Source organism: Microbacterium oleivorans (genome assembly GCF_001691565.1).
In the GTDB taxonomy this organism is placed as follows: Bacteria; Actinomycetota; Actinomycetes; order Actinomycetales; family Microbacteriaceae; genus Microbacterium; species Microbacterium oleivorans_B.
Window position 1 is genome coordinate 396,497 of record NZ_MAYO01000002.1, and the last position, 18,432, is coordinate 414,928.

At 66.0% G+C, this 18,432-nt stretch carries 20 protein-coding genes and 1 tRNA gene; 15 read left to right on the top strand and 6 right to left on the bottom strand.

Annotated elements, in window-relative coordinates; translation table 11 throughout:
• Positions 1 to 110: 110 nt before the first annotated feature.
• Positions 111 to 653, top strand: coding sequence for a hypothetical protein (locus BBA86_RS02205; RefSeq protein WP_141677823.1), 543 nt, complete (start codon positions 111 to 113; stop codon positions 651 to 653).
• Between the two features lie 42 nt (positions 654 to 695).
• Here the strand turns inward: BBA86_RS02205 and BBA86_RS02210 are convergent, their stop codons facing one another.
• Together BBA86_RS02210 and BBA86_RS14370 are read right to left on the bottom strand one after the other, a co-directional pair.
• Positions 696 to 983 (bottom strand): transcriptional regulator, encoded by a 288-nt coding sequence (locus BBA86_RS02210; protein WP_065570056.1) that lies wholly within the window; start codon positions 981 to 983, stop codon positions 696 to 698.
• Entirely contained in the window at positions 980 to 1,378 is a 399-nt protein-coding gene (locus BBA86_RS14370; protein WP_141677824.1) for a hypothetical protein, read from the bottom strand. The genes BBA86_RS02210 and BBA86_RS14370 overlap by 4 nt, the downstream gene beginning before the upstream one ends.
• A gap of 112 nt (positions 1,379 to 1,490) precedes the next feature.
• Between BBA86_RS14370 and BBA86_RS02215 the strand changes: the two genes are divergently transcribed.
• Together BBA86_RS02215 and BBA86_RS02220 are read left to right on the top strand one after the other, a co-directional pair.
• A complete protein-coding gene (locus BBA86_RS02215) occupies positions 1,491 to 2,438 on the top strand; it encodes a hypothetical protein (protein WP_065570057.1) in 948 nt (315 codons plus the stop codon).
• A gap of 74 nt (positions 2,439 to 2,512) precedes the next feature.
• Positions 2,513 to 2,749 (top strand): hypothetical protein, encoded by a 237-nt coding sequence (locus BBA86_RS02220; protein ID WP_065570058.1) that lies wholly within the window; start codon positions 2,513 to 2,515, stop codon positions 2,747 to 2,749.
• Positions 2,750 to 2,764: 15 nt separating this feature from the next.
• Here BBA86_RS02220 and BBA86_RS02225 read toward each other — a convergent pair whose 3' ends face one another.
• The 3 genes from BBA86_RS02225 to BBA86_RS02235 all read right to left on the bottom strand — a co-directional run bounded on the left by BBA86_RS02225 (position 2,765) and on the right by BBA86_RS02235 (position 5,359).
• Positions 2,765 to 3,355, bottom strand: coding sequence for a hypothetical protein (locus BBA86_RS02225; RefSeq protein ID WP_141677825.1), 591 nt, complete (start codon positions 3,353 to 3,355; stop codon positions 2,765 to 2,767).
• A 105-nt stretch (positions 3,356 to 3,460) separates the two neighbouring features.
• On the bottom strand, positions 3,461 to 4,432 hold the full coding sequence (locus tag BBA86_RS02230) for a CPBP family intramembrane glutamic endopeptidase (protein WP_065570060.1): 972 nt from the start codon (positions 4,430 to 4,432) through the stop codon (positions 3,461 to 3,463).
• A 111-nt stretch (positions 4,433 to 4,543) separates the two neighbouring features.
• Positions 4,544 to 5,359 (bottom strand): endo alpha-1,4 polygalactosaminidase, encoded by an 816-nt coding sequence (locus BBA86_RS02235; protein ID WP_065570061.1) that lies wholly within the window; start codon positions 5,357 to 5,359, stop codon positions 4,544 to 4,546.
• A gap of 47 nt (positions 5,360 to 5,406) precedes the next feature.
• Here BBA86_RS02235 and BBA86_RS02240 point away from each other — a divergent pair.
• The 7 genes from BBA86_RS02240 (at position 5,407) to BBA86_RS02260 (ending at position 11,914) form a co-directional block, all read left to right on the top strand.
• Positions 5,407 to 5,478: transfer RNA gene (locus tag BBA86_RS02240), tRNA-Arg, on the top strand.
• 75 nt (positions 5,479 to 5,553) lie between these two features.
• Positions 5,554 to 6,903: a metallophosphoesterase family protein gene (locus BBA86_RS14225; protein ID WP_083199406.1), complete on the top strand. Its 1,350-nt coding sequence runs from the start codon at positions 5,554 to 5,556 to the stop codon at positions 6,901 to 6,903.
• Between the two features lie 278 nt (positions 6,904 to 7,181).
• Positions 7,182 to 8,819: a hypothetical protein gene (locus BBA86_RS14375; protein WP_141677826.1), complete on the top strand. Its 1,638-nt coding sequence runs from the start codon at positions 7,182 to 7,184 to the stop codon at positions 8,817 to 8,819.
• Positions 8,816 to 9,808, top strand: coding sequence for a hypothetical protein (locus BBA86_RS14380; protein ID WP_141677827.1), 993 nt, complete (start codon positions 8,816 to 8,818; stop codon positions 9,806 to 9,808). The genes BBA86_RS14375 and BBA86_RS14380 overlap by 4 nt, the downstream gene beginning before the upstream one ends.
• Positions 9,778 to 10,683 (top strand): DNA adenine methylase, encoded by a 906-nt coding sequence (locus BBA86_RS14230; RefSeq protein ID WP_223246997.1) that lies wholly within the window; start codon positions 9,778 to 9,780, stop codon positions 10,681 to 10,683. Before BBA86_RS14380 ends, BBA86_RS14230 begins: the two co-directional genes overlap by 31 nt.
• A gap of 139 nt (positions 10,684 to 10,822) precedes the next feature.
• Positions 10,823 to 11,107: a DUF6412 domain-containing protein gene (locus BBA86_RS02255; RefSeq protein ID WP_065570064.1), complete on the top strand. Its 285-nt coding sequence runs from the start codon at positions 10,823 to 10,825 to the stop codon at positions 11,105 to 11,107.
• An 84-nt stretch (positions 11,108 to 11,191) separates the two neighbouring features.
• Entirely contained in the window at positions 11,192 to 11,914 is a 723-nt protein-coding gene (locus tag BBA86_RS02260; protein WP_065570065.1) for a YidC/Oxa1 family membrane protein insertase, read from the top strand.
• A 31-nt stretch (positions 11,915 to 11,945) separates the two neighbouring features.
• On the opposite strand, the gene BBA86_RS02265 is transcribed toward BBA86_RS02260, so the two are convergent.
• Positions 11,946 to 12,569 carry a cyclodeaminase/cyclohydrolase family protein gene (locus BBA86_RS02265; RefSeq protein ID WP_065570066.1) on the bottom strand — a complete coding sequence of 208 codons (624 nt, stop codon included), beginning with the start codon at positions 12,567 to 12,569 and terminating at the stop codon, positions 11,946 to 11,948.
• A 122-nt stretch (positions 12,570 to 12,691) separates the two neighbouring features.
• Here BBA86_RS02265 and BBA86_RS02270 point away from each other — a divergent pair, with 122 nt between their 5' ends.
• The 5 genes from BBA86_RS02270 to BBA86_RS02290 all read left to right on the top strand — a co-directional run bounded on the left by BBA86_RS02270 (position 12,692) and on the right by BBA86_RS02290 (position 18,426).
• The gene (locus BBA86_RS02270; protein ID WP_065570164.1) at positions 12,692 to 15,052 is read left to right on the top strand and encodes a glycoside hydrolase family 65 protein; all 2,361 of its coding nucleotides are present in this window, start codon (positions 12,692 to 12,694) and stop codon (positions 15,050 to 15,052) included.
• A gap of 219 nt (positions 15,053 to 15,271) precedes the next feature.
• Positions 15,272 to 15,673 (top strand): hypothetical protein, encoded by a 402-nt coding sequence (locus tag BBA86_RS02275; protein WP_065570067.1) that lies wholly within the window; start codon positions 15,272 to 15,274, stop codon positions 15,671 to 15,673.
• A gap of 72 nt (positions 15,674 to 15,745) precedes the next feature.
• Positions 15,746 to 16,624: an oxygenase MpaB family protein gene (locus tag BBA86_RS02280; protein WP_223246998.1), complete on the top strand. Its 879-nt coding sequence runs from the start codon at positions 15,746 to 15,748 to the stop codon at positions 16,622 to 16,624.
• A gap of 33 nt (positions 16,625 to 16,657) precedes the next feature.
• The gene (locus tag BBA86_RS02285) at positions 16,658 to 16,984 is read left to right on the top strand and encodes a VOC family protein (protein ID WP_065570069.1); all 327 of its coding nucleotides are present in this window, start codon (positions 16,658 to 16,660) and stop codon (positions 16,982 to 16,984) included.
• A gap of 131 nt (positions 16,985 to 17,115) precedes the next feature.
• Positions 17,116 to 18,426 (top strand): HNH endonuclease signature motif containing protein, encoded by a 1,311-nt coding sequence (locus BBA86_RS02290; RefSeq protein WP_065570070.1) that lies wholly within the window; start codon positions 17,116 to 17,118, stop codon positions 18,424 to 18,426.
• Positions 18,427 to 18,432 lie beyond the last annotated feature (6 nt).

The window sequence follows — 18,432 nt, forward strand, 5'->3', positions numbered from 1 at the left end:
TATCTCCAACGGATTTTTTATCGTGGAGCTGCTGTCGGCTGGAGATTGGCTAGGCCGGTAAGCGTCGGAACAGTTATCGAGACGAGAAGAGGATTGCAATGTCATTCAGGATGAAGAGTCTCACCGTCACGGTCGCCGGAGGATTGGCGCTCGCGTTGATGGGACCGGGCGCCGCGTACGCGGCACCAACCGACGAGTCCCACATCGTGAATGAATCTGCAGGTGCTGCGTCTCCCGAGCAGCTGGCGGGAGCGCTCGAGACCGTATTTACGGAGGTGGTCGTGCTCGACGAGTCGGGACGCCTCGTGTCTTATGACGAGGATCGCGCTGTGGAGCTACTCGGCGAGAAGGAGGCTGCTGAGCTGACGCGTCAGGTCGAGGCTGCTCGCGGCCTTATTGCCGGTCCGGCGTCTCGCGTCGCAGCGGCTTCGGCGAATTCGTTCGTGGACTGCATGGTGCAGAACAGCGTCATTGGATTGATCAGCGGTGTGGCTACGGGGGCGTACGCCGAGCTGATCAGGGAGCAGAAGTGGGACGAGCTGGCCGAGAAGCTTCTGCCGAGACTCGTCCGCAGCGGATTCACCGGCGGCGTTGTCGGCATCGTCGGGAGCTTGGCAGCGGGCGCAGTGCAGTGCTCGTTCTTCAATAACTAGTCGATCGATCCTGCCGGCGGGCTCCGCTGCGCGGTGCTGCGTCTAGGGCAGCCCATACTTTCGGAGCCCGTCGAGCAGGGATCGAAAGGCCTTCACGCCATCGCCGGTCGCGCGCACGATCGTCTGTGAATATCGCCCGCTTCTTTCCTTCCGCACCTCAACGAGTCCGCGGTCGTCGAGAAACCCAACGGCCTTGGAGATATCGGGAGTGGTGAGCCCTGTGAACTTTTCCAAAGACCGGTAGTCGGATTCGTCAACCTGGCACAGAAAGCCAAGGACTTTGAAGCGCGGAAGGACGAGCAGTTCTCGTTCTGTTGTGACGTCACTCATCGCCGCCCCCATCGGATGAGAGCGACCAGAGCAAGGAAGAGGATCACGGGAACAGCGGGCCAGAGCCACGTCGAAAGCGCCGAACTCGAAGTGAACTGTAAAAGGTTCCAGCCGGTCACAATCGAGACGACCGCGACCGCAACAGCCAAGGCATTCGTGTAGCGGGGGATGCGTGGCTGATTGCGTCGAGTTACCCGCAATGCCTGGAATGTAACCATGCCGATCGCTGCGAAACAAACCAGGATGAACCCGGGCACGGATCCTCCTGAAGCAGCGACGCCGCCGACGTAGGTGATCAGAGGGATGCCGATGATCGATGTGACCTCGGGAGCTGTCCATGACCAAGCGGGTCGCGCGGGCAGATCTGCGGGCGTCGCGGGTCGTGTGTCATCCATGTGGTTCTCCTCAATGGTGAACGGCCTCCAATCACAGTAGCAACTACTTGCAAATACGCAAGTGATGCAGGAGGTCGCCCGCCTGCGAAACCGTCCGTGCGAGCATGGCCGCATGAACCCGGACGACGAGTTCCCGCGCCTGCACGGTCAGGCGATCGACCCCGCAGCGCTCGCCGAGGAGGGTGAGCCGTTCGCGGATCTGGTGGCCCGCCACGGCGGCGAGCCCTTCTCCGTGCCGCAGCCGAACGGCTGGCGCGTGCTCCGGAGGCGCGGTGAGGCTGTCGAGATCGGCGCCCCGCTCGATGCGGAGCATCAGCTGTGGCATCTCGCATCGGTGCGTCCGGGCGAGGAGGTGTGGTTCATCGACGAGCCGGAACCGCTGCGCGCGAGCCTGGCGGATCGGCGACGTGGGCTCGAGCTGCGGTGGCCTGATGCGGTACGGCGGGATGCAGCGCCGGACGGTTTCGCGGTTGACATCGTGAACACCCGCGACACGCGGTGGGAGCCCGACGGTGACGGCTTCCACGTGGTCGGCACCGTGGCCGCGGTGGGGGACGAGTCGTTCTCCATCGGCTGGGCGACGATGGGCGGGCCGCGGGCCGTGCCGCTCGATCCGGGCGAGTACGCGCGCGTGCCGGTACGGATCGACGGGTCGTCGTGGGCAACGCTCACACCCGGCGCATACGACCTGCACGCGCTTCTGGTGCCCCTCATGGTGCGAAGCGAGCCGCTGCGGATTGGGATCTCCGCGAAGACGATCGAGCTCGCGCAGATGGCGGGTCGCTCGCGGGACAGTGACCGCCATCGGCGAGCGAAGGAAGAGGATCTCCGCCGACAGCGGGTGCTGCTGGATGCCACGTCCCGCCTCGCCGACATCGGCGCCGCCATCGACGACACGGCGACCGAAGAAGAGGCGATCGCCGCGATCGAGACGCTGCTGGGAGTAGACCCGGCCGGTGCACGTGAGGTGTTCCAGGCATCCGTCAGCGATCTTCACGCGGCGTCGGCCGTATGGCGTCGGGAGCGAATCGCCGAGACCGAGGAGAAGCTCGCGAAGTAGCGAACTCCGCCGCGTGGGGGAGGCGTACTGCGATGCCCGCCGCCTACCGTCGATGACGAGGCAAGGAGCACCGCATGGCACGACAGCAGAATGAGACTCCGGTCGCGGTCTGGTACTTCATCGCGGCGACCTTCGCGGGGACGCTGCCGAATCTGCTGTTCCCGGGAGTGGATGCCTGGGTGCGCATCGTCTTCGCCCTGATTGGTGTCGCGCTGATTGCCGCCGGCATCGTGCGGCTGAGGGCCGAGATGGGCTGGGGCGCCAAGCCGGAGAAGGACGCCCCGCCGTCGGGATCGTCGCCCGACGCCTGAGGTGCGTCGCGACGATTACTCGATCTTCGACGGGCAGCTCACGCCGTCCTCGGAATGGTCCTTCGTGCACGCGATGAGTTCGGCCGGTGAGTCCCACGCGTACTCGCGGTCGCCGACCTCATAGAGGATGCGCACGCCGGTCCGTTTCCATACGCCCGGCTCGGTGATCCGGATGCCGAGGAGCAGCTCGTAGTCCGTGAACCCGTCCGTACCGATCCTTTGCTGCGACCGTGGGTAGAGCACCATGCCTTCGGCGGCGGAGAGAGGACCGAGATCCATCTCAGCCGGCGGGAACGCCGGGTCGTAAGCGAAGTTCAGGGTTCGTTCCTCCGCGGCAACCACCGCGTCGACGAGCTCGAGTTGCGGGTCGGCGCCAACGAGGCTGACGTCTCGGATGGTGATCGGTTCGTCCCCCTCGACCACCAGCATCTCAAATCCGTCGGTGAACACCTGCCCGACGTCGGCCGCTGCCGTGGTCATGCCGTGAGGATCGGGCACCTGAAGCGGGCCGTCTGCGTTCGGTGCGCCGGTGCAGCCCGCGAGGAGAACAGCGCTCGCGATGGCAACAGCCGTTGCTGAGCCTCGCCGAAACGCCATCGCGGCCACGTGACTTCCCCCCACGCGTCGTAATCGGCACGTCGTCAGCCGATCTCACGCTGAGCATAGGACGTCGCGGTCGGTTTCTGTTCGATCCGCTACCACTCGTGTCCGTCAGGCGCCGGTCTGCGGCAGCCTCGACTTCTTGAACTGGCCAAGGGCCAGCAGCAGAAGGATGATGCTGGCGCAGGCGAGCCAGCCGGGCCAGCTCAGCGGGGATGCCGCGAGAGGGTGCAGGTCGGGTGTCGACACCAGGAAGGCGAACCCCGCGGCGGCGTTGAACGCGCCGTGGCCGAGGACGGCGGGCCACACGTTGCCGGACCGCAGGCGCAGCCAGCCGAGCAGGATGCCGAAGCTGAGGCATCCGATCACCATGAGGGCGACCCCGAACAGGTTGGGCTCGGCGAAGTTGTAGCCGAGCAGGATGATCGGCGCGTGCCAGAGGCCCCAGATGGCGCCGCTGATGAGCAGGGCCGCCCAGGTGCCCCGGGGGCGGAGCGCGGAGAGAAGCCAGCCGCGCCAGCCGAGCTCTTCGCCGAACGCGAGGAACGAGTTGATCACGGCACCGACCGGGATGAAGGCGAGCTGGGTGATGACGAGCGTGGCGACGGGGACCGGGAGGTCCGGCGTTCCTGCGGCGTCGAGCTGAGCCTGGAGAGCCGCGGCGAAGCCCGAGAAATTCACGAGGTCGAGCTGCAGCGCGCCGGTCGCAGCGGCGATGAACGTGGCGAGCACCGGCACCACGACGGCGATGGCGAGTCCGATGCCGAGCAGGCCGAAGAAGCGGCCGAGGGGCTTGATCGGGACGAGGGCGAGCATGCGCCAGGCCCGCCGTCCGGCGGTGCGGCGCAGGAACAGGGTGACGATGAGCGCGGCGACGGCCGGCGTGAACATCATCACCGGCAGGAGCAGCGGTGCGATGGGGGTGGCGAGGCCGTCACCCGTCCAGAGGGGGAGCGTGACGAGCCAGGCGAGCCCGCACGCGAGGACGGTGAACGCGATGACGGCGATCCACGGGACGGTGGTGGTTCCGCGCGTGTCCGGAGTGGTGGGGGCGGATGCCGCGGGGGTGGGGTCCGTGCTCATGTTGGGGTGGCCTCCTGGTGGCGAGGTGCTTCCGCCGGTGTGGTCAGGGGACGAGCGTGGGGCAGTCTGTCGGGCGCGCGCTCTTCCATCCCAACGTAACGAGAGGCTGCGTTAGCCGCAGGTCTCGAACACATACGCCGGATCATCCGGCACGACGAGATCCCGGTCCCGCAGCACGACGGATGCCGGTGTCTCCGGGTCGGCGCATATCTCGTCCCACGGGCGGGGGAGGTTGTCGGTGTACTCGATGGCGAGGACGTGTGCGCCGTAGACCCCGGTGTAGGCGGAGCACTCCGCGTAGGCCGCGCACTCCTCGACGACGGCGAAGTCGAAGCCGGCGCGCGAGTGGAGGAGCGAGGCATCCTCGGCGGCGTTCTTCTGCCCGGCCGCGAGTCCGACGTCGTGGGCGGTGTCGACGAGGAGGGTTGCGAGGTCGAGTGCGTCGTCGCGGGTTAGGGCACCGTCGGTGCGGGTGTAGGTGTCGAGGTTGTCGAACTCGACGGCGTCGAACCCGTCGGACGCGCAGTCGCGGATCCACGGCCCGACGATCTTCGCGATCTCGTCCGCTTTACGGGTGTCGAGGATGACCTCGTCCGGCCAGTCCGGGTCGATGATCGGCTCACCGTCCTCATCGCGGAGCAGGAGGTCTTCCGGCCAGGCGTCGAGTTCGCCTGGCTGCGTCTGGAAGCCGTTCACGTAACAGACGGAGTAGAGATCATCGACGGATGCCGCGGCCCTGTCGCGCACGACGATGTCGACACCGTCGGGTGGGTCGTAGGCGCCGCCGAGCTGGTAGTCGAGTTGACCTCCGGCGGGTGGCAGCTGTGGTCCGGCGGGCGGGTCGTACGGCGGAGGTGACTGGCCGGCGCACCCGGCGAGCAGCAGCGCGATCGCGGCGAGAAGGGGGAGTGCGCGCGGGACGGTCACGTCGCGAACCTACCCGACGCCGGGGGATCGGTAGACTCGACGGGCCAGCCTCTGTAGCTCAATGGAAGAGCAGTTCCGTCCTAAGGAAACGGTTGGGGGTTCGAGTCCCTCCAGGGGCACTTCTTACGACTCGAGTCGAAGGGGATGAGAGTCGGGGCATGCCCTAGGCTCACTGAAGACTCACTGCCGGAGGAATGGTGACCATGGGGGTATCGGCCGTCTCGGAGCAGGTCATCCTTCAGTTGGGAGACCTGCACTTCACCGGATTCAAGGACGCCACGACGAACGTCGACAATCACGATCGGTCAACGCCGGGACGGCTCGATTCAACACTAGGGCTGCCCATACCTACAGCTATTCGTCGGGCTCTGGTCGAGCAGATCAACAAATCTCCTGGCGCGATGATCGCGATTTGCGGCGACATCACCACTCAGGGAAACAGGGAAGACTTCATAGGTGGCGTAGATTTTCTTGCCGATACGCTCGCCGATCCGCTTTTGGCTGTGCGTCCGCACGAGGATCATGTTCATCTAGTCCCAGGCAATCACGACGTCAGCTTTAAAGGTGATCAGCCGTTCACAAGTTTTGAAGATATCTCGAGGTTCGACGTTCTTGCCGACATCTGCAGAACCGCCGGGTTAGGGATCCTGGCGACGAGTCTCCGCCACACCACCATCACGCTCCCGCGGGGGGATGCGGGCTTGAGCGTCTTGAGTGTCAACACGTCCCGCGGGGCGGGGGCGACCCGACGTGATCTGCCGGGCGGCTCCGATGACGCGCTCCTCGACGCGCTTGTAGCGGAAATTGGGGGATCGGTAGACATTCACGGAATTTTGAAGAAGCACGCGCCTGAGAGTTCGGCGGCTGAAGTGCTGGATGTGCCTTTACTGCATCCTGAAGAACTGCATCAGATCGCCGGTCATTGGAGCACTCTGAGCACCAGGTATATGCCGGTACTGCTGGCTCACCACGGTCTTCTGCCGCAGCACACTCCTCGATTGAACCCCTACACAGAGATGGCCAACGCCGGCCAAGCTCGCAAAGAACTCACGAAGCTGAATCGATCCGTACTCTATCTCCACGGACACATCCACGAGCACGTCGTGGAGGTTGTCGACTTTCCGCGGGCGGCGGATGTTATGCCGATGCATAGTCGAGCGATTATCGTTGCCGCCCCGGAACTGAAAGTGGGCTTCAACAAGGTATCGGTTGTCTTCGACGCCAAGGGATCCCCACTTGGTGTCCGCGTTGAGAAGTTTCGCATCAACCCAGGCGAGCAGACAGTCTCTCGCGAGCCAGACCTTATTGAGGTCTCGCTAGCGCGCCGCCCGAGTCTTACTGCAAACCAAAGGAAGGTGCTTGAGTTCGCAGTTGCCAGAGGCTCGGTGATGGGGATTGAACTCGCCGAGCACGCGGCAGGACTTACGCCCCCGTTGGACCGCCCCGGTGTCGAGTCTCTTGTGGAGACCCTTTGCTGGTCTGGTTTGCTCCGTCGCAACTCCCCGCCGAGCACGCCGTTCGAGGATACGGGGTACCTGCTTTGACATCACAGACGCTGGCCCATTTTTTCGATGACCGGTGGGAGCAGGATCGCATACAGCACTTCTACTACCTTGACACTCCGGCCTATCGAAAGGTCTCGCGACTAGCCAAACATGTCGTGCTGAAAGGACACCGAGGCACGGGAAAAACAACGCTCCTGCGGGCACTCGATTGGCGGGAGCGGCAAGCGAACTCTCACTTACGAGCAGCCCTCGGGCCCGATCCATGGGCCGACGGTGTTATTGGGTGTTTCCTCCAGATCAAGCTTCTCCCGGTCGACATGCTTGACATCTGGTTGCGGGAAAGCAGTGACCAAGTCCGTTACACAGTCATCTCTAGCTACTTGCGGGCGACGTGGATCGTCGAGATTTGTAGGGCAATCGCGGGACTGAACAGGGAGCGCAGATTCGCTACCTACAGCGAAGAGTTGGCAGACCTCAATCCGATAGCGGAATCGGTGTGGGCCTGGACTCCTGCTGTGCTCAAAATCCGGCCCATCGGTCCAGCCGACGTGATCTCGCTACAGGATGTGGATCGTCTGGGGCGAGCTGTGATGAAATACCTTCGTTCGGCAGCTGCTATCGAGTTGCCCAGCCCGGAGGATGCACTCGATCAGCTTGATCTGCTGGAGATGGCTTCGATCACATCGCAAGTGTTCGGTGCCCTCGCTTCGCTCGTGTCCAGACTTGGTGGGCACGAGGCTTGGACCTTCCGAATTTGCATGGATGAGGGAGAGTTTCTCTCTGAAGATTGGGCTGTGGCCGTTAGAACCCTCATCAGGGAGACGGATGCTCCGGTTTATTTGGCCGTATCTGTGCTGCATTCGCTCGGCACGACAACCCGAGCGGACGGCGTTTCGCTGTCAATCGATGATCGAGAGATAGTGGATCTCGACGATAGAACCGCCGAGGACATGATTTCGCTGCTCAATGGCGTGTTGCGAGCGCGAATGGAGGTGGTCGGTCTTGACCGGTCCAGTTTTGACCTGAAGCAATTCTTGGGCAATCCTGACCTGAATGAGCTGCTGGAGATTGCCGTGTCACGTTCGGAGACGCGGGAGGCTGAGCGGTTTAGGCGCCGATATGCGGACAAGTCAGCTGACCCAATTCGAGATCACTTGCTAGCGAATGATGCCATAAGGAGCGGTGAAGTGCTGAGCCGCCGAGAGGAGAGCGCCGGTTATCGAAAGAAGAAGATTGCCGGGTATCTGAATCTTTTGGGTTCCATTGGCGTCGATCGTCCCACCTACGCGGGATGGCGTATCGCGGTGAACATGGCTGACAACAGCGTTCGCGATTTTATACGGTTCCTCAGATATGCGATGGAGATAGGCAATCGGAGCGAACCGGAGTTGGCCACGAACCGAGACGTGGCTCGTTTTCTGTCCCTCAGGCAAATAGATTTCCGCACCCAGGATGGAGCGCTGGACCGTTTGGGGCGGCGGAAGCTCGAATCGATGTCGGCGACACTTGTAGATCACTTTGCCGCTTCCGCAGTTATTCGACTGTTTGGCGAGGTGTCTCACCGAGGCGACTTCTATCTTTCTGGTCGAATGGGCAAGCCGAACGCAAACCGTATAGTTATCCGCGATCCCGGTCGATCAGTTGAGCCGCGCGCTTCCTTTGGGGCATTTCTTTCGCTACTGCGTGATGCGGCAAGCTACGGCTACATTGCGGACTTGAGTATCGTCGACGGCAGAGTCACTTGCCGGGTGAATAGGTCGTTCGCGAGACATTTCGGGTTCAGCTACTGGAAACCCCAATACGAAACATCGGTGTCGTTCAAGCTGGTTGAGCGCGCCATTGAAGACCCCGACGCCCCACCGAGCCGTTGGCTCGAGCCGGTGGCGGCCCGACGCTTGACAAGAAACCAGGCTGCGTTGCCAGGTTTTGAGGACTGGGCGGAGGGCGGCTCGTGAGTCGTCGCCGGATCGTCTCTCAGAGCGTCGCGGTTGATTCTATCGAAGTCAGCATTGAGGACGTCGACCTACTGATCGGTGGGGCAACTTGGGACGCGCGGTGCCTCGTGGTGAACGACATCTCGTACCGGAATCGGGTCACGCACGCGATGCTCCTGACCTTCGAGGATCGCGGTACTTCGGGCAGAGTAGACATTCACGAGGGACTTCTTCGCGAAGGAATGAGCAGGGTTTCTGATAATCCGCTACTGACGCTACAGATTGATACATCCGCGCTTGTAGGAGCATGGGCGATGTTCCGTCGCGCTGTGCTCAATGTCTATGAGGCTGTTGGCCGACCTCTCCGCGTCGCCGTCGACCTGAATAGCGTGCCCCGCTACCTAGCGTTGAGTTTGCTCGGGTTTGGCGCAAAGACGGGAGTGGTGGCGAGCTTCTCAGCGATCTACTCCGCTGCCCGGGCCTACATCAACGAGAGCAGCTCACTTTCTTTCACCGAAGGATCCTGGAAGCCTCGGGCTATCCCTACCCTGGGTGAGGGAGCGTTTCCGAGTGCTCGCTCTGTGCTCGTCGTGTCCGGTGGTTTCGAGGGAGATCACACCCTCCGCCTCGTTAACGCGCTCGAACCCGACCGAGTGATCGTCGCGCTGACGACCGGGATCCGTGTCGAGCACGATCGGATGGCCCAACGCGCGAGCGTCAACCTCGCGGAGGACTATCTGCTTGCTGAGGGGGGCGTTGTGACCTTGCCTGCGCAGGACCTCGCGAGCTCAGTCGAGAAGCTCGAAGCTTCGCTCTCGCGTTTCTCAGAGGAAGGTGAGGATGTCGCGCTGAGCTTCCTCCTGAGCGGCACGAAAATCGCGGCGCTCGCTATGGGTTTATACGCTGTAGATCACGGGGTTGCGCAGGTGTACTACGCGGAACCCGAGCGACGTCTGGAATCGAGCGCGGTGGAGATCGAGTGGCACACAGTAGTTACGATCGCGCTTTGAACGCTCCAAATGCCGGGGTCTGCGAATCGCCGCTGCGGTGGGCGGGCGGGAAGCGTAGGCTCCTCCCGCTCCTCAGGTCCATATTGCCGCATCATGTCGATCGGATAGTTGAGCCGTTTTTCGGTGGGGGAAGTGTTTCATTCGGGTTATCGTCTGTGCGGGCGCACGGCACCGATTCCAATGCAGATCTCGTCAATTTTTACGACCAGTGCAAGATCAACCCGCTGGGCATCATCGACGGTCTGCGGCCGCTCGCTGATGACTCTCAGACATATCAGCGGATAAGAAGCGAAGAGCCCACGACTGGACTGGGGCGGGCCATAAGGTTCACGTATCTGAACAGGACGGCATACTTCGGTCTCTATCGAACGAATCAACAAGGACTCTTCAACGTTCCATACGGAGGCGGAGGGCGCTTACGGCTAGACACTCTTGAAGCCGGCCTGCTACGTCTTTCTAAGGTTCTCGATCGGGTGACGGTCGAATGCAACGATTACCTGACTTTGTTGTCGAATGTCGAATCTTCCGACGTGGTCTTCATCGATCCGCCTTATGGAACTAAGGGTGACTTTCCGTTCCGACGCTACGGGTCTCTGGTCTTTACGCACGCGGATCATAGAAGGCTCGGAGTCGAAGCGAATCGTTGTCGCTCCCTCGGAGCGACGGTCATTCTGACTCTCCCGGGCGATGGCGATGTTCTCGATGCGTACGCTGGTTGGTCGGTTATCGGCGAACGCACCCGTGGCGGCAAGATTGTGGAACTGTGCATCGCCTCGGCGCCCCTCCGAGCTTCGCATCTCAAATCCGGCGGGTGGCAAACTGTAAGCGGCGAACTGCCGATTTATCGGGGCTCTTTGTCGGCCACGGGAACTTGATCTGGACCAGTCCCATTCAGGCTAGGTGCCCGAACACAAAGCGCTGCCGAGCCAGCATGGTTGTGCACCCATCGCGTAAACGTCAGCGCGACATCCGCTAGCCTCGGTTCCACATGACCCGTCGAACCGGGAGGCGATCATGATCTATGCGATCGTCCCCTTCCTGCGCGTCGTTATCGAAGTCCTCGGGCGCATCGTCGCTGTCGACCCATCTATGAGCGCCCCCGCCCTTACCGTCGCGCTCCTCGCGCTCGCCGTCCTCACGCTCGCACTCCTCGCGACCGCGCTCTACGCGGCCAGTCGCGGGTCCGCCCCGCATCCCACCCGTCGCATCGAACTCACAACGCCGCTCGCTCAGAGCGACCCCGATGCGCCGGGACACATCCGCCGTCGCGGACCCAGTCGGGTGACTGCGGCCGCGTAGCGTCGAACCGTCCGGGCACCGTGTGTCCCGGCATCCGTTCGCGGCCGATCAGCCGACCCTGATCGCTCCGACGAACGGAACCCCGTGGACATCACCATCCTGCCTGTCATCTTCACCCTGCTCGACCTCACCTCCCGCGGCCTCATCGGCCTGACCTCGCTCCTCACGCCGTGGACGGGAGCGTTCGCGGGCGCGCTCGCCATCGTGCTCGTGACCCTCGTGGTGCGGGCGGCGCTCATCCCCGCCGGCATCGCCCAAGCTAAAGCCGACCAGGCGCGCATCCGCCTCGCTCCGCGCCTGCGGGAACTCCAGACCCGCTACCGCGGCAACCGGGAACGCCTGCAACGCGAAACCATGGAGCTCTACCGCTCCGAGAACGTGTCGCCGTTCGCCAGCTGCCTGCCGATCCTCATCCAAGCGCCGATCGTCGGCCTGCTGTACTCCGTATTCATCCACCCGAGCCTCGCCGGGCACGCCAACGAGCTGCTGTCGCAGACTCTGCTCGGCGTGCCGCTCGGCACGAGCCTGTTCCACGCCGTGTCGACCGGGACCGCCGGCCTCGCGACCTGGCTGGTCATCGGATGCCTCGTCCTGGCGATCGCGGCGGTGGGGGAGATCACGCGGCGGGCCTTTCGGATCACGCCGATTGAAGGAGCGCCGGGGGTTCCGGTCGCGATGCTCGGGGCGCTGCAGTTCATGACCGCGGTGGTGGCGGTGTTCGTTCCGCTCGCGGCGGGGATCTATCTGCTGACGACGGTGATGTGGACGCTGGGGCAACGATTGGTGCTCCGGCGGGTGTTCGGGTGACGCGCACCCAAACCGGCGCAGACTCCCGGGCCTACTCGGACGACCAGCCCGCCGCGATGCGGGTGCATCCCGCTCGCTTCGCGGCGAGGTCGACGAGGTCCCGTTCGAAAGCCGCGACCTTCGGGTCGAGGTGATCGTCCGCGGTCCGGTGCCTCGCCAAAAGGTCGAGATTGGCTCGCGCCGTGTGGTTCGTGCCCTCGAGCGCCGCCCGCAGAGCCTCCACCGCGACGCGCAGATCCGCCTCGACGTGCGGGTTGCCTATGTCGGCCAGCAGCCTGACCTCCTCGAGGAGAGAAGCCGCGACCCGGCCGACGTCCAGCGCCGACGCGACGGCGACGACCGTCGCGTCCCGAACCGCCCGCTCGCGGTCGGGACCCTGGTCCATCGCGAGAGCCGCACCGAAAGCCGCGGACCGGACGCCGTCTTCCTCGGCGGCATCCAGCGCCAGGCGCCGCGTGCGGCTCAATCGTTGCTCGGCCTGTCGAGCCTCGGGGTCATCGTCGGTGTATGCCGCCACCATTCCCAGCAACCCTGCGGCGATGCCCGTCATCACGCCGCAGGCGGCTCCACCACCCGGTGCCCCCTTCGCCTGCGCGAGACGGTCCACCCATTCCGCGACCGGCGTCTCCGCGGGGTCGATGTCATCGCTGGCCATGCGACGACGCTACCCGTGCGGCTCCCGGTGACGAAGCCGGGGGAGGGGCCGGCGAGCATACGTCCGCGGTCGCCCACTGCAACCCTTCGAGGCGAAAAGACACCGTGATCTACCGTGACATCATGACCCGCCCTCTGCCCTTCGACGTCACGCCCTGGGGCATCGGCCTCAGCGGCGTCGATGTCGACCGCCTGCCGCACCGCGAGTCCGTCTTCGCCCTCTCCAACGGGCACATCGGGTGGCGCGGGCTGCTCGACGAGGGGGAGCCCCACGGCGTTCCGGGCAGCTACCTCAACGGCGTCTTCGAAGAGCATCCGATGCCCTACGCCGAAGGCGGCTATGGGTACCCCGAGTCGGGGCAGAGCGTCATCAACGTGCCGAACGGACAGGTCATCCGCCTCACCGTCGACGACGAACCGCTCGACATCCGCGAGGGCACCCTCCACCACCACGAACAGCACCTCGATTTCCGCGCCGGCACCCTCGAACGCACGCTCACCTGGACCTCACCCGCCGGCAGCACCGTCCGCATCCGCTCGACCCGCATCGTCTCGCTCGCCCACCGCTCCGTCGCGGCTGTCCGGTACGAGGTCGAAGCCGTCGACGATCCGATCACGATCACCCTCCAGTCCGAGCTCGTCGCGAACGAACCCCTGCCGGAGCCGCACCCCGACCCGCGCGTGCAGGACATCCTCGAGACCCCGCTCCGCAGCGCGGGGAGCTTCGTCTTCGACAGCGCTGCGACCCTCGTCCACGAAACCCGCAACAGCGGGATCGGCGTCGCCGTCAGCATGGACCACCTCGTGTCTGGCGCGACCGCCGAGGTGCGCACCGCGGCATCCGACGACCTCGCCCGCACCACCATCCGCGCCCGCCTCGCACCCGGCGAACGGCTCGAGGTCGTCAAGATCGTCGGGCATGCCTGGGCCTCCGGGATCTCGGCGCCCGGCCTTCGCGACCGCGCCGAAGCCGCCGTCGCCGACGCGATGCGGGACGGCTGGACCGGCCTCCTCGCCGCGCAGCGCGAACGGCTCGACGACTTCTGGACCTGCGCCGACGTCCGCGTCGACGGGCAGCCCCGCCTGCAGCAGGCGGTGCGGTTCGCGCTTTTCTCGGTGTTCCAGGCCGCGGCGCGCGCCGAGCAGCGCTCCGTCCCCGGCAAGGGACTGACCGGCGCCGGGTACGCCGGCCACACGTTCTGGGACTTCGAGGCCTACGTTCTGCCCGTCCTCACGGCGACCGCACCGGATGCCGCGAGGGAAGCCCTCCGCTGGCGCCACGCCACCCTCGACCACGCCCGCGACCGGGCGCGCCAGCTGCACTTACAGGGTGCGGCGTTCGCGTGGCGCACCATCGACGGACGCGAGTCGTCGGGATACTGGCCCGCCAGTACGGCCGCGTTCCACATCAACGCCGACATCGCCGCCGCCGTCGTCCACTACGTGCGGGCGACCGGCGACGTCGAGTTCGAACGCGACGCCGGCCTCGAGATCCTCGTCGAGACCGCCCGCCTCTGGCAGTCCCTCGGTCGCACCGACGCCGACGGTCGCTTCCACATCGACGGCGTCACCGGCCCCGACGAGTACACCGCCCTCTACGACGACAACGTCTTCACCAATCTGATGGCCCGCGCGAACCTCGACGCCGCCGCGGATGCCGCGCGTCGGCATCCGGATCTCGCTCGCACTCTCGGGGTCGACGACGGCGAGATCGGCGGGTGGGTACGCACCGCCGGTGCCATGCACGTGCCCTACGACGAGGAGCGCGGCGTGCACCCGCAGGCGGCGCGGTTCACCGAGCTGGAACGATGGGACTTCGAGACCGACACCCCGGGCGATGAGCTGCTGCAGGAGCGGTACCCGTACGTGCAGCTCTACCGCAAGCAGGTGCTCAAGCAGGCCGACCTCGTACTCGCACTGTTCTTCTGCACCGACGGGTTCACGGCGGACGAGAAGGCGCGGGCATTCCGCTACTACGAGGCGTTGACCGTGCGGGACTCGTCATTGTCGGCGGCGATCCAGGCGGTGATCGCCGCCGAGGTCGGGCACCTCGGGCTCGCGGCCGACTACCTCGCCGAAGCCGCGACGATCGACCTCGACGACCTGCACGGCAACGCCGAGGACGGCCTGCACATCGCGTCGCTCGGCGGCATCTGGACGGCGCTCGTCGCCGGCTTCGGCGGCATGCGCGACACGGCCGACGGACTGCGGTTCGCCCCGCGGCTGCCGGAGCAGCTGACCGGTCTCGCGTTCGGCGTCCGCTGGCAGGGCCGTACCTTGCATCTCGAGATCGCACCGGATGCCACGACCTACCGTGTCAGCGCCGGTGAGCCGATGTCGATCCGGCACTTCGGCGAGGCGGTGGAGCTGACGTCCGGCACGGACCTGACCATGCCGACGCCGCCGCTGCCGGACCCGGGGGAGCGCCCGACCCAGCCGAAGGGCCGCGAGCCGCGACCGTTCGCAGAGGCGCTCGCGGAGTGATGCGCGGACTCCGCGCGGCGTGGGCCGTCCCCACATGGTCACGCCGCGCGGCATCCGCCAAGATCGTCGCGATGTGCATGCCATCCCCCAGAAGACACGCCGCGACAATCGGGTTTGTCGAACGCTGTCAGCGTAGGGAAGCGCGCTGGGCGGTCGCGATGGGGAGAACTGCCCATCGATCAGATCAGACCAGAAACGACGCCCCGCTAGCCTGAGCGCGTGCCCTTCGCGCTCGTCCTCACCGTCATCCTCGCCCTGCTCGCGATTTTCCAGATCGCGCTCGCGCTCGGCGCTCCGCTGGGGCGATTCGCGTGGGGAGGCCAGCACCGGGTGCTGCCGGCGAAGCTCCGCATCGGCAGCCTCGTCTCCGTCCTGATCTACGCGCTGATCGCCGTGCTCGCCTGGGATCGCGTCCGCGCTATCGACGTCGTGCCGGACGTCGTCGCCCAGGTCGGGGTGTGGGTCGTCTTCGCGTACTTCGTGCTCGGCATCCTCATGAACGCGATTTCGCGCAGCAAGCCGGAACGGAACATGATGGTGCCCGTCTCGATCGTGCTCGCCGTGCTTTCCTTCCTCATCGCGATGGGGTACGGCGAGCTCGCGATGGCGGCCGGCGCGTAGGCCCCACCCGACCCCGCCACCTCGCAGCGGTGGCACGCTGGAACCGTGACACCCGCACCACCCTCCTCGCGCGTGACCCGGCTCCGCGGTCGCCTGCTCACCGCGCTCGCTGGCGACCCGACCGGGATGGCGCCGTACGTCCGCGCGCTCGCCGACGGCGACGACACCGGCTACTTCGCCGAGGGCGGCCCCGCGTGGACCGTTCACGCCGGCATGGGCACCCTGGTCGCCGGCATCCGTGCCCTTCTCCTTCAGGCTCTGCACCCGGGCGCCCTCGCCGGCGTGCACGACTGGTCGCGCTACCGCGAGGATCCGATCGGGCGTCTCACCGGCACCGTCCGCTGGGTCATCACGCTCACCTACGGATCGACGACGCAAGCGGATGCCGAGACGGCCCGCGTCGGCCGCTTCCATCAGCGCGTGCAGGGCGAGTACGTCGCCGGTGACGGTTCCGCCCGCACCTACACCGCCGAGCAGACCGACCTCGTGCGCTGGGTGCACCTCGCCTTCACCGACGCGTTCCTGCGCAGCCACGAGGCGTACGGCGGCGCGATTCCCGGCGGGCCCGACGCGTACGTCGCCGACTGGGCCACCGCCGGACGACTCATGCGCGTGCCCGACCCGCCCCTCACCGAGGCTGCCCTGCGCGCCGAGATCGACGGCTTCCTCGACCGCGGCGAGCTGCGCCGCGACGAGCGCGTCGACGACGTCGTCCGCTTCCTCAAGAAGCCCCCGTTCACCGGGATGATGGGCGTCGCCTACCGCGTGCTGTTCGCCGCGGCGGTCGCGACGTTCCCGCCGCGGATCAGGCGGATGCTGGGCCTGCGCCGCTCGTGGCTGCCGGTGAAGACGGCGACCCGCCTCATCCTGCGCGTGACCGAGCGGGCGCTGGGGTCCGGGCCCCGTGCGCAGGACATGGCACGGCTGCGATTGCGGCGGCTCGAGGGCTAGCGCGCGGGCGACCGCGGCCCGGAGGATGGCGGCATGGCTCTCTTCGATCACATCGGCATCAGCGTGCGCGACCTGGCGACGTCGACCGCGCAGTTCGACCCCGTCATGAGGCTGCTGGGGTGCACCCGAGAGGATGCCGTCGGCTCCGTCTCGTGGTACCGCGGCGAAGAGGAGCTCATCCTCTACCCGGCCCGCGACGACCACGACGAACCGCATCGCCACGGCCGCATCGGGTGGCAGCATCTCGCGTTCGCCGTGGACTCCCGGGAAGAGGTGGGTCGCCTCCACGACGCGGCGATCGAGGCAGGCTGGACTCCGGTCCGCGAGCCGAAACCGTACCCGCGGTTCAGCGACCGCTAGGACGCCTCATTCGTCGAGGATGACAACGGCGTGCGGCTCGAGTTCATGGTTCAACCCGCCCCGGCAGAGCGCCGACTGACCGGCTTCGCGGGCGCAAGAGCGATGTCGGAGGCCCCCACCACAATGGAGGCATGACCTCGCTCGGCACCATCGGCATCCGGGAACGCTTCGCGCCCCTCGCCGACATCGTGCACGAGACCGCGATGGTCGAAAAGCTCATCACCCGGGCTCAGATCGTGCAGTTGCAGGTGCTCGCCCGCGCGGGTGCGCTCGCCGAGCAGCAGGCGGCCGAGTCCTCGGCGCGCGTGCAAGCGCACGACATGGCGCTCCGGGCCATCGCCGCCGAACTCGGCGGGGTGCTCCGCCTCACCGACCGCACCGTGCAACGTCGCATCACCCGGGCGCGCACGATCGTCGAGGACTATCCGGCGTCGCTCAAGGCGTGGGAGGCGGGCATCATCACCCGCGGTCACGTCGACGTGATCGTCGAGGCCGGCGCCGACCTGCCCGCCGACATCCGCCTCGCCTTCGAGGCCGTCGCGATCCAGCGCTGCCGACGCGACACCCCCAACCGGGTGCGTGCCGAGATCGAGATCCTCGCGCTGCAGATGCACCCGCGGTCGTTCACCGAACGGCATCAGGATGCCGCCACCCACCGCGCCGTGCGCCTCATTCCCGGCCGCGACGGCATGAGCGACCTCGTCGCAACGCTGCCCACCGTCATCGCCGAGGGCATCCACGACCGGCTCACCCGCCAAGCGCGCGCGATCATCGACACGCGCGGCGAGCGCTCCAGCGAGATCGTCGACACCGACGCGCGCACCGCCGACCAGGTGCGCGCCGACGTCTTCGCCGACCTGCTGCTCGCCGGCACACCCGCGCTCGACGACACGCGAGACACGACCGCCGGCCCCCTCGGTGCGATCCGCGCGCGCGTGCAGGTCGTGGTCCCCGCACTTTCCCTCGCCGGCGCCGACGTGCCGTGCGATCTCGTCGGACGCACGCCGATCGACGCCGCCACCGCCCGGCGCCTCGCCGGTGACACGCCGTCGTGGGAACGCCTCGTCACCGATCCGATCACCGACACCGTGCTCGCCGTCGACACGTACCGCGTGCCGAACCCCCTGCGACGGCACCTTCAGGCGCGTGATCAGCACTGCCGATTCCCCGGATGCCGCCTCGCCGCCATCCGTTGCGAGGTCGACCACACCCACGATCACGCGCTCGGCGGCGCGACCGAGGTCGGCAACCTGGCGCATCTGTGCCAGAGGCATCACTCGATGAAGCAGTTCACCGCCTGGAGGGTGCGACAACTCGGGGGTGGCGTCCTTGAATGGACCTCACCCCTCGGCAGAACGTATCGCGAAGACGCACCGACACCGGCCGTCGCGTTCACCCCTGCCGAGCGGACCTGGCCCGCCGCTGATCCGCCGCCGTTCTGAGTCGGG

Coding starts and splice junctions, on each gene's coding strand:
- BBA86_RS14375 (WP_141677826.1), top strand. CDS start 7,182: ATGCTTGACATCTGGTTGCGGGAAAGCAGTGACCAAGTCCGTTACACA.
- BBA86_RS02220 (WP_065570058.1), top strand. CDS start 2,513: ATGGCACGACAGCAGAATGAGACTCCGGTCGCGGTCTGGTACTTCATC.
- BBA86_RS02215 (WP_065570057.1), top strand. CDS start 1,491: ATGAACCCGGACGACGAGTTCCCGCGCCTGCACGGTCAGGCGATCGAC.
- BBA86_RS14370 (WP_141677824.1), bottom strand. CDS start 1,378: ATGGATGACACACGACCCGCGACGCCCGCAGATCTGCCCGCGCGACCC.
- BBA86_RS02255 (WP_065570064.1), top strand. CDS start 10,823: ATGATCTATGCGATCGTCCCCTTCCTGCGCGTCGTTATCGAAGTCCTC.
- BBA86_RS02265 (WP_065570066.1), bottom strand. CDS start 12,569: ATGGCCAGCGATGACATCGACCCCGCGGAGACGCCGGTCGCGGAATGG.
- BBA86_RS14225 (WP_083199406.1), top strand. CDS start 5,554: ATGGTGACCATGGGGGTATCGGCCGTCTCGGAGCAGGTCATCCTTCAG.
- BBA86_RS02290 (WP_065570070.1), top strand. CDS start 17,116: ATGACCTCGCTCGGCACCATCGGCATCCGGGAACGCTTCGCGCCCCTC.
- BBA86_RS02205 (WP_141677823.1), top strand. CDS start 111: ATGAAGAGTCTCACCGTCACGGTCGCCGGAGGATTGGCGCTCGCGTTG.
- BBA86_RS02210 (WP_065570056.1), bottom strand. CDS start 983: ATGAGTGACGTCACAACAGAACGAGAACTGCTCGTCCTTCCGCGCTTC.
- BBA86_RS02230 (WP_065570060.1), bottom strand. CDS start 4,432: ATGAGCACGGACCCCACCCCCGCGGCATCCGCCCCCACCACTCCGGAC.
- BBA86_RS02270 (WP_065570164.1), top strand. CDS start 12,692: ATGACCCGCCCTCTGCCCTTCGACGTCACGCCCTGGGGCATCGGCCTC.
- BBA86_RS02285 (WP_065570069.1), top strand. CDS start 16,658: ATGGCTCTCTTCGATCACATCGGCATCAGCGTGCGCGACCTGGCGACG.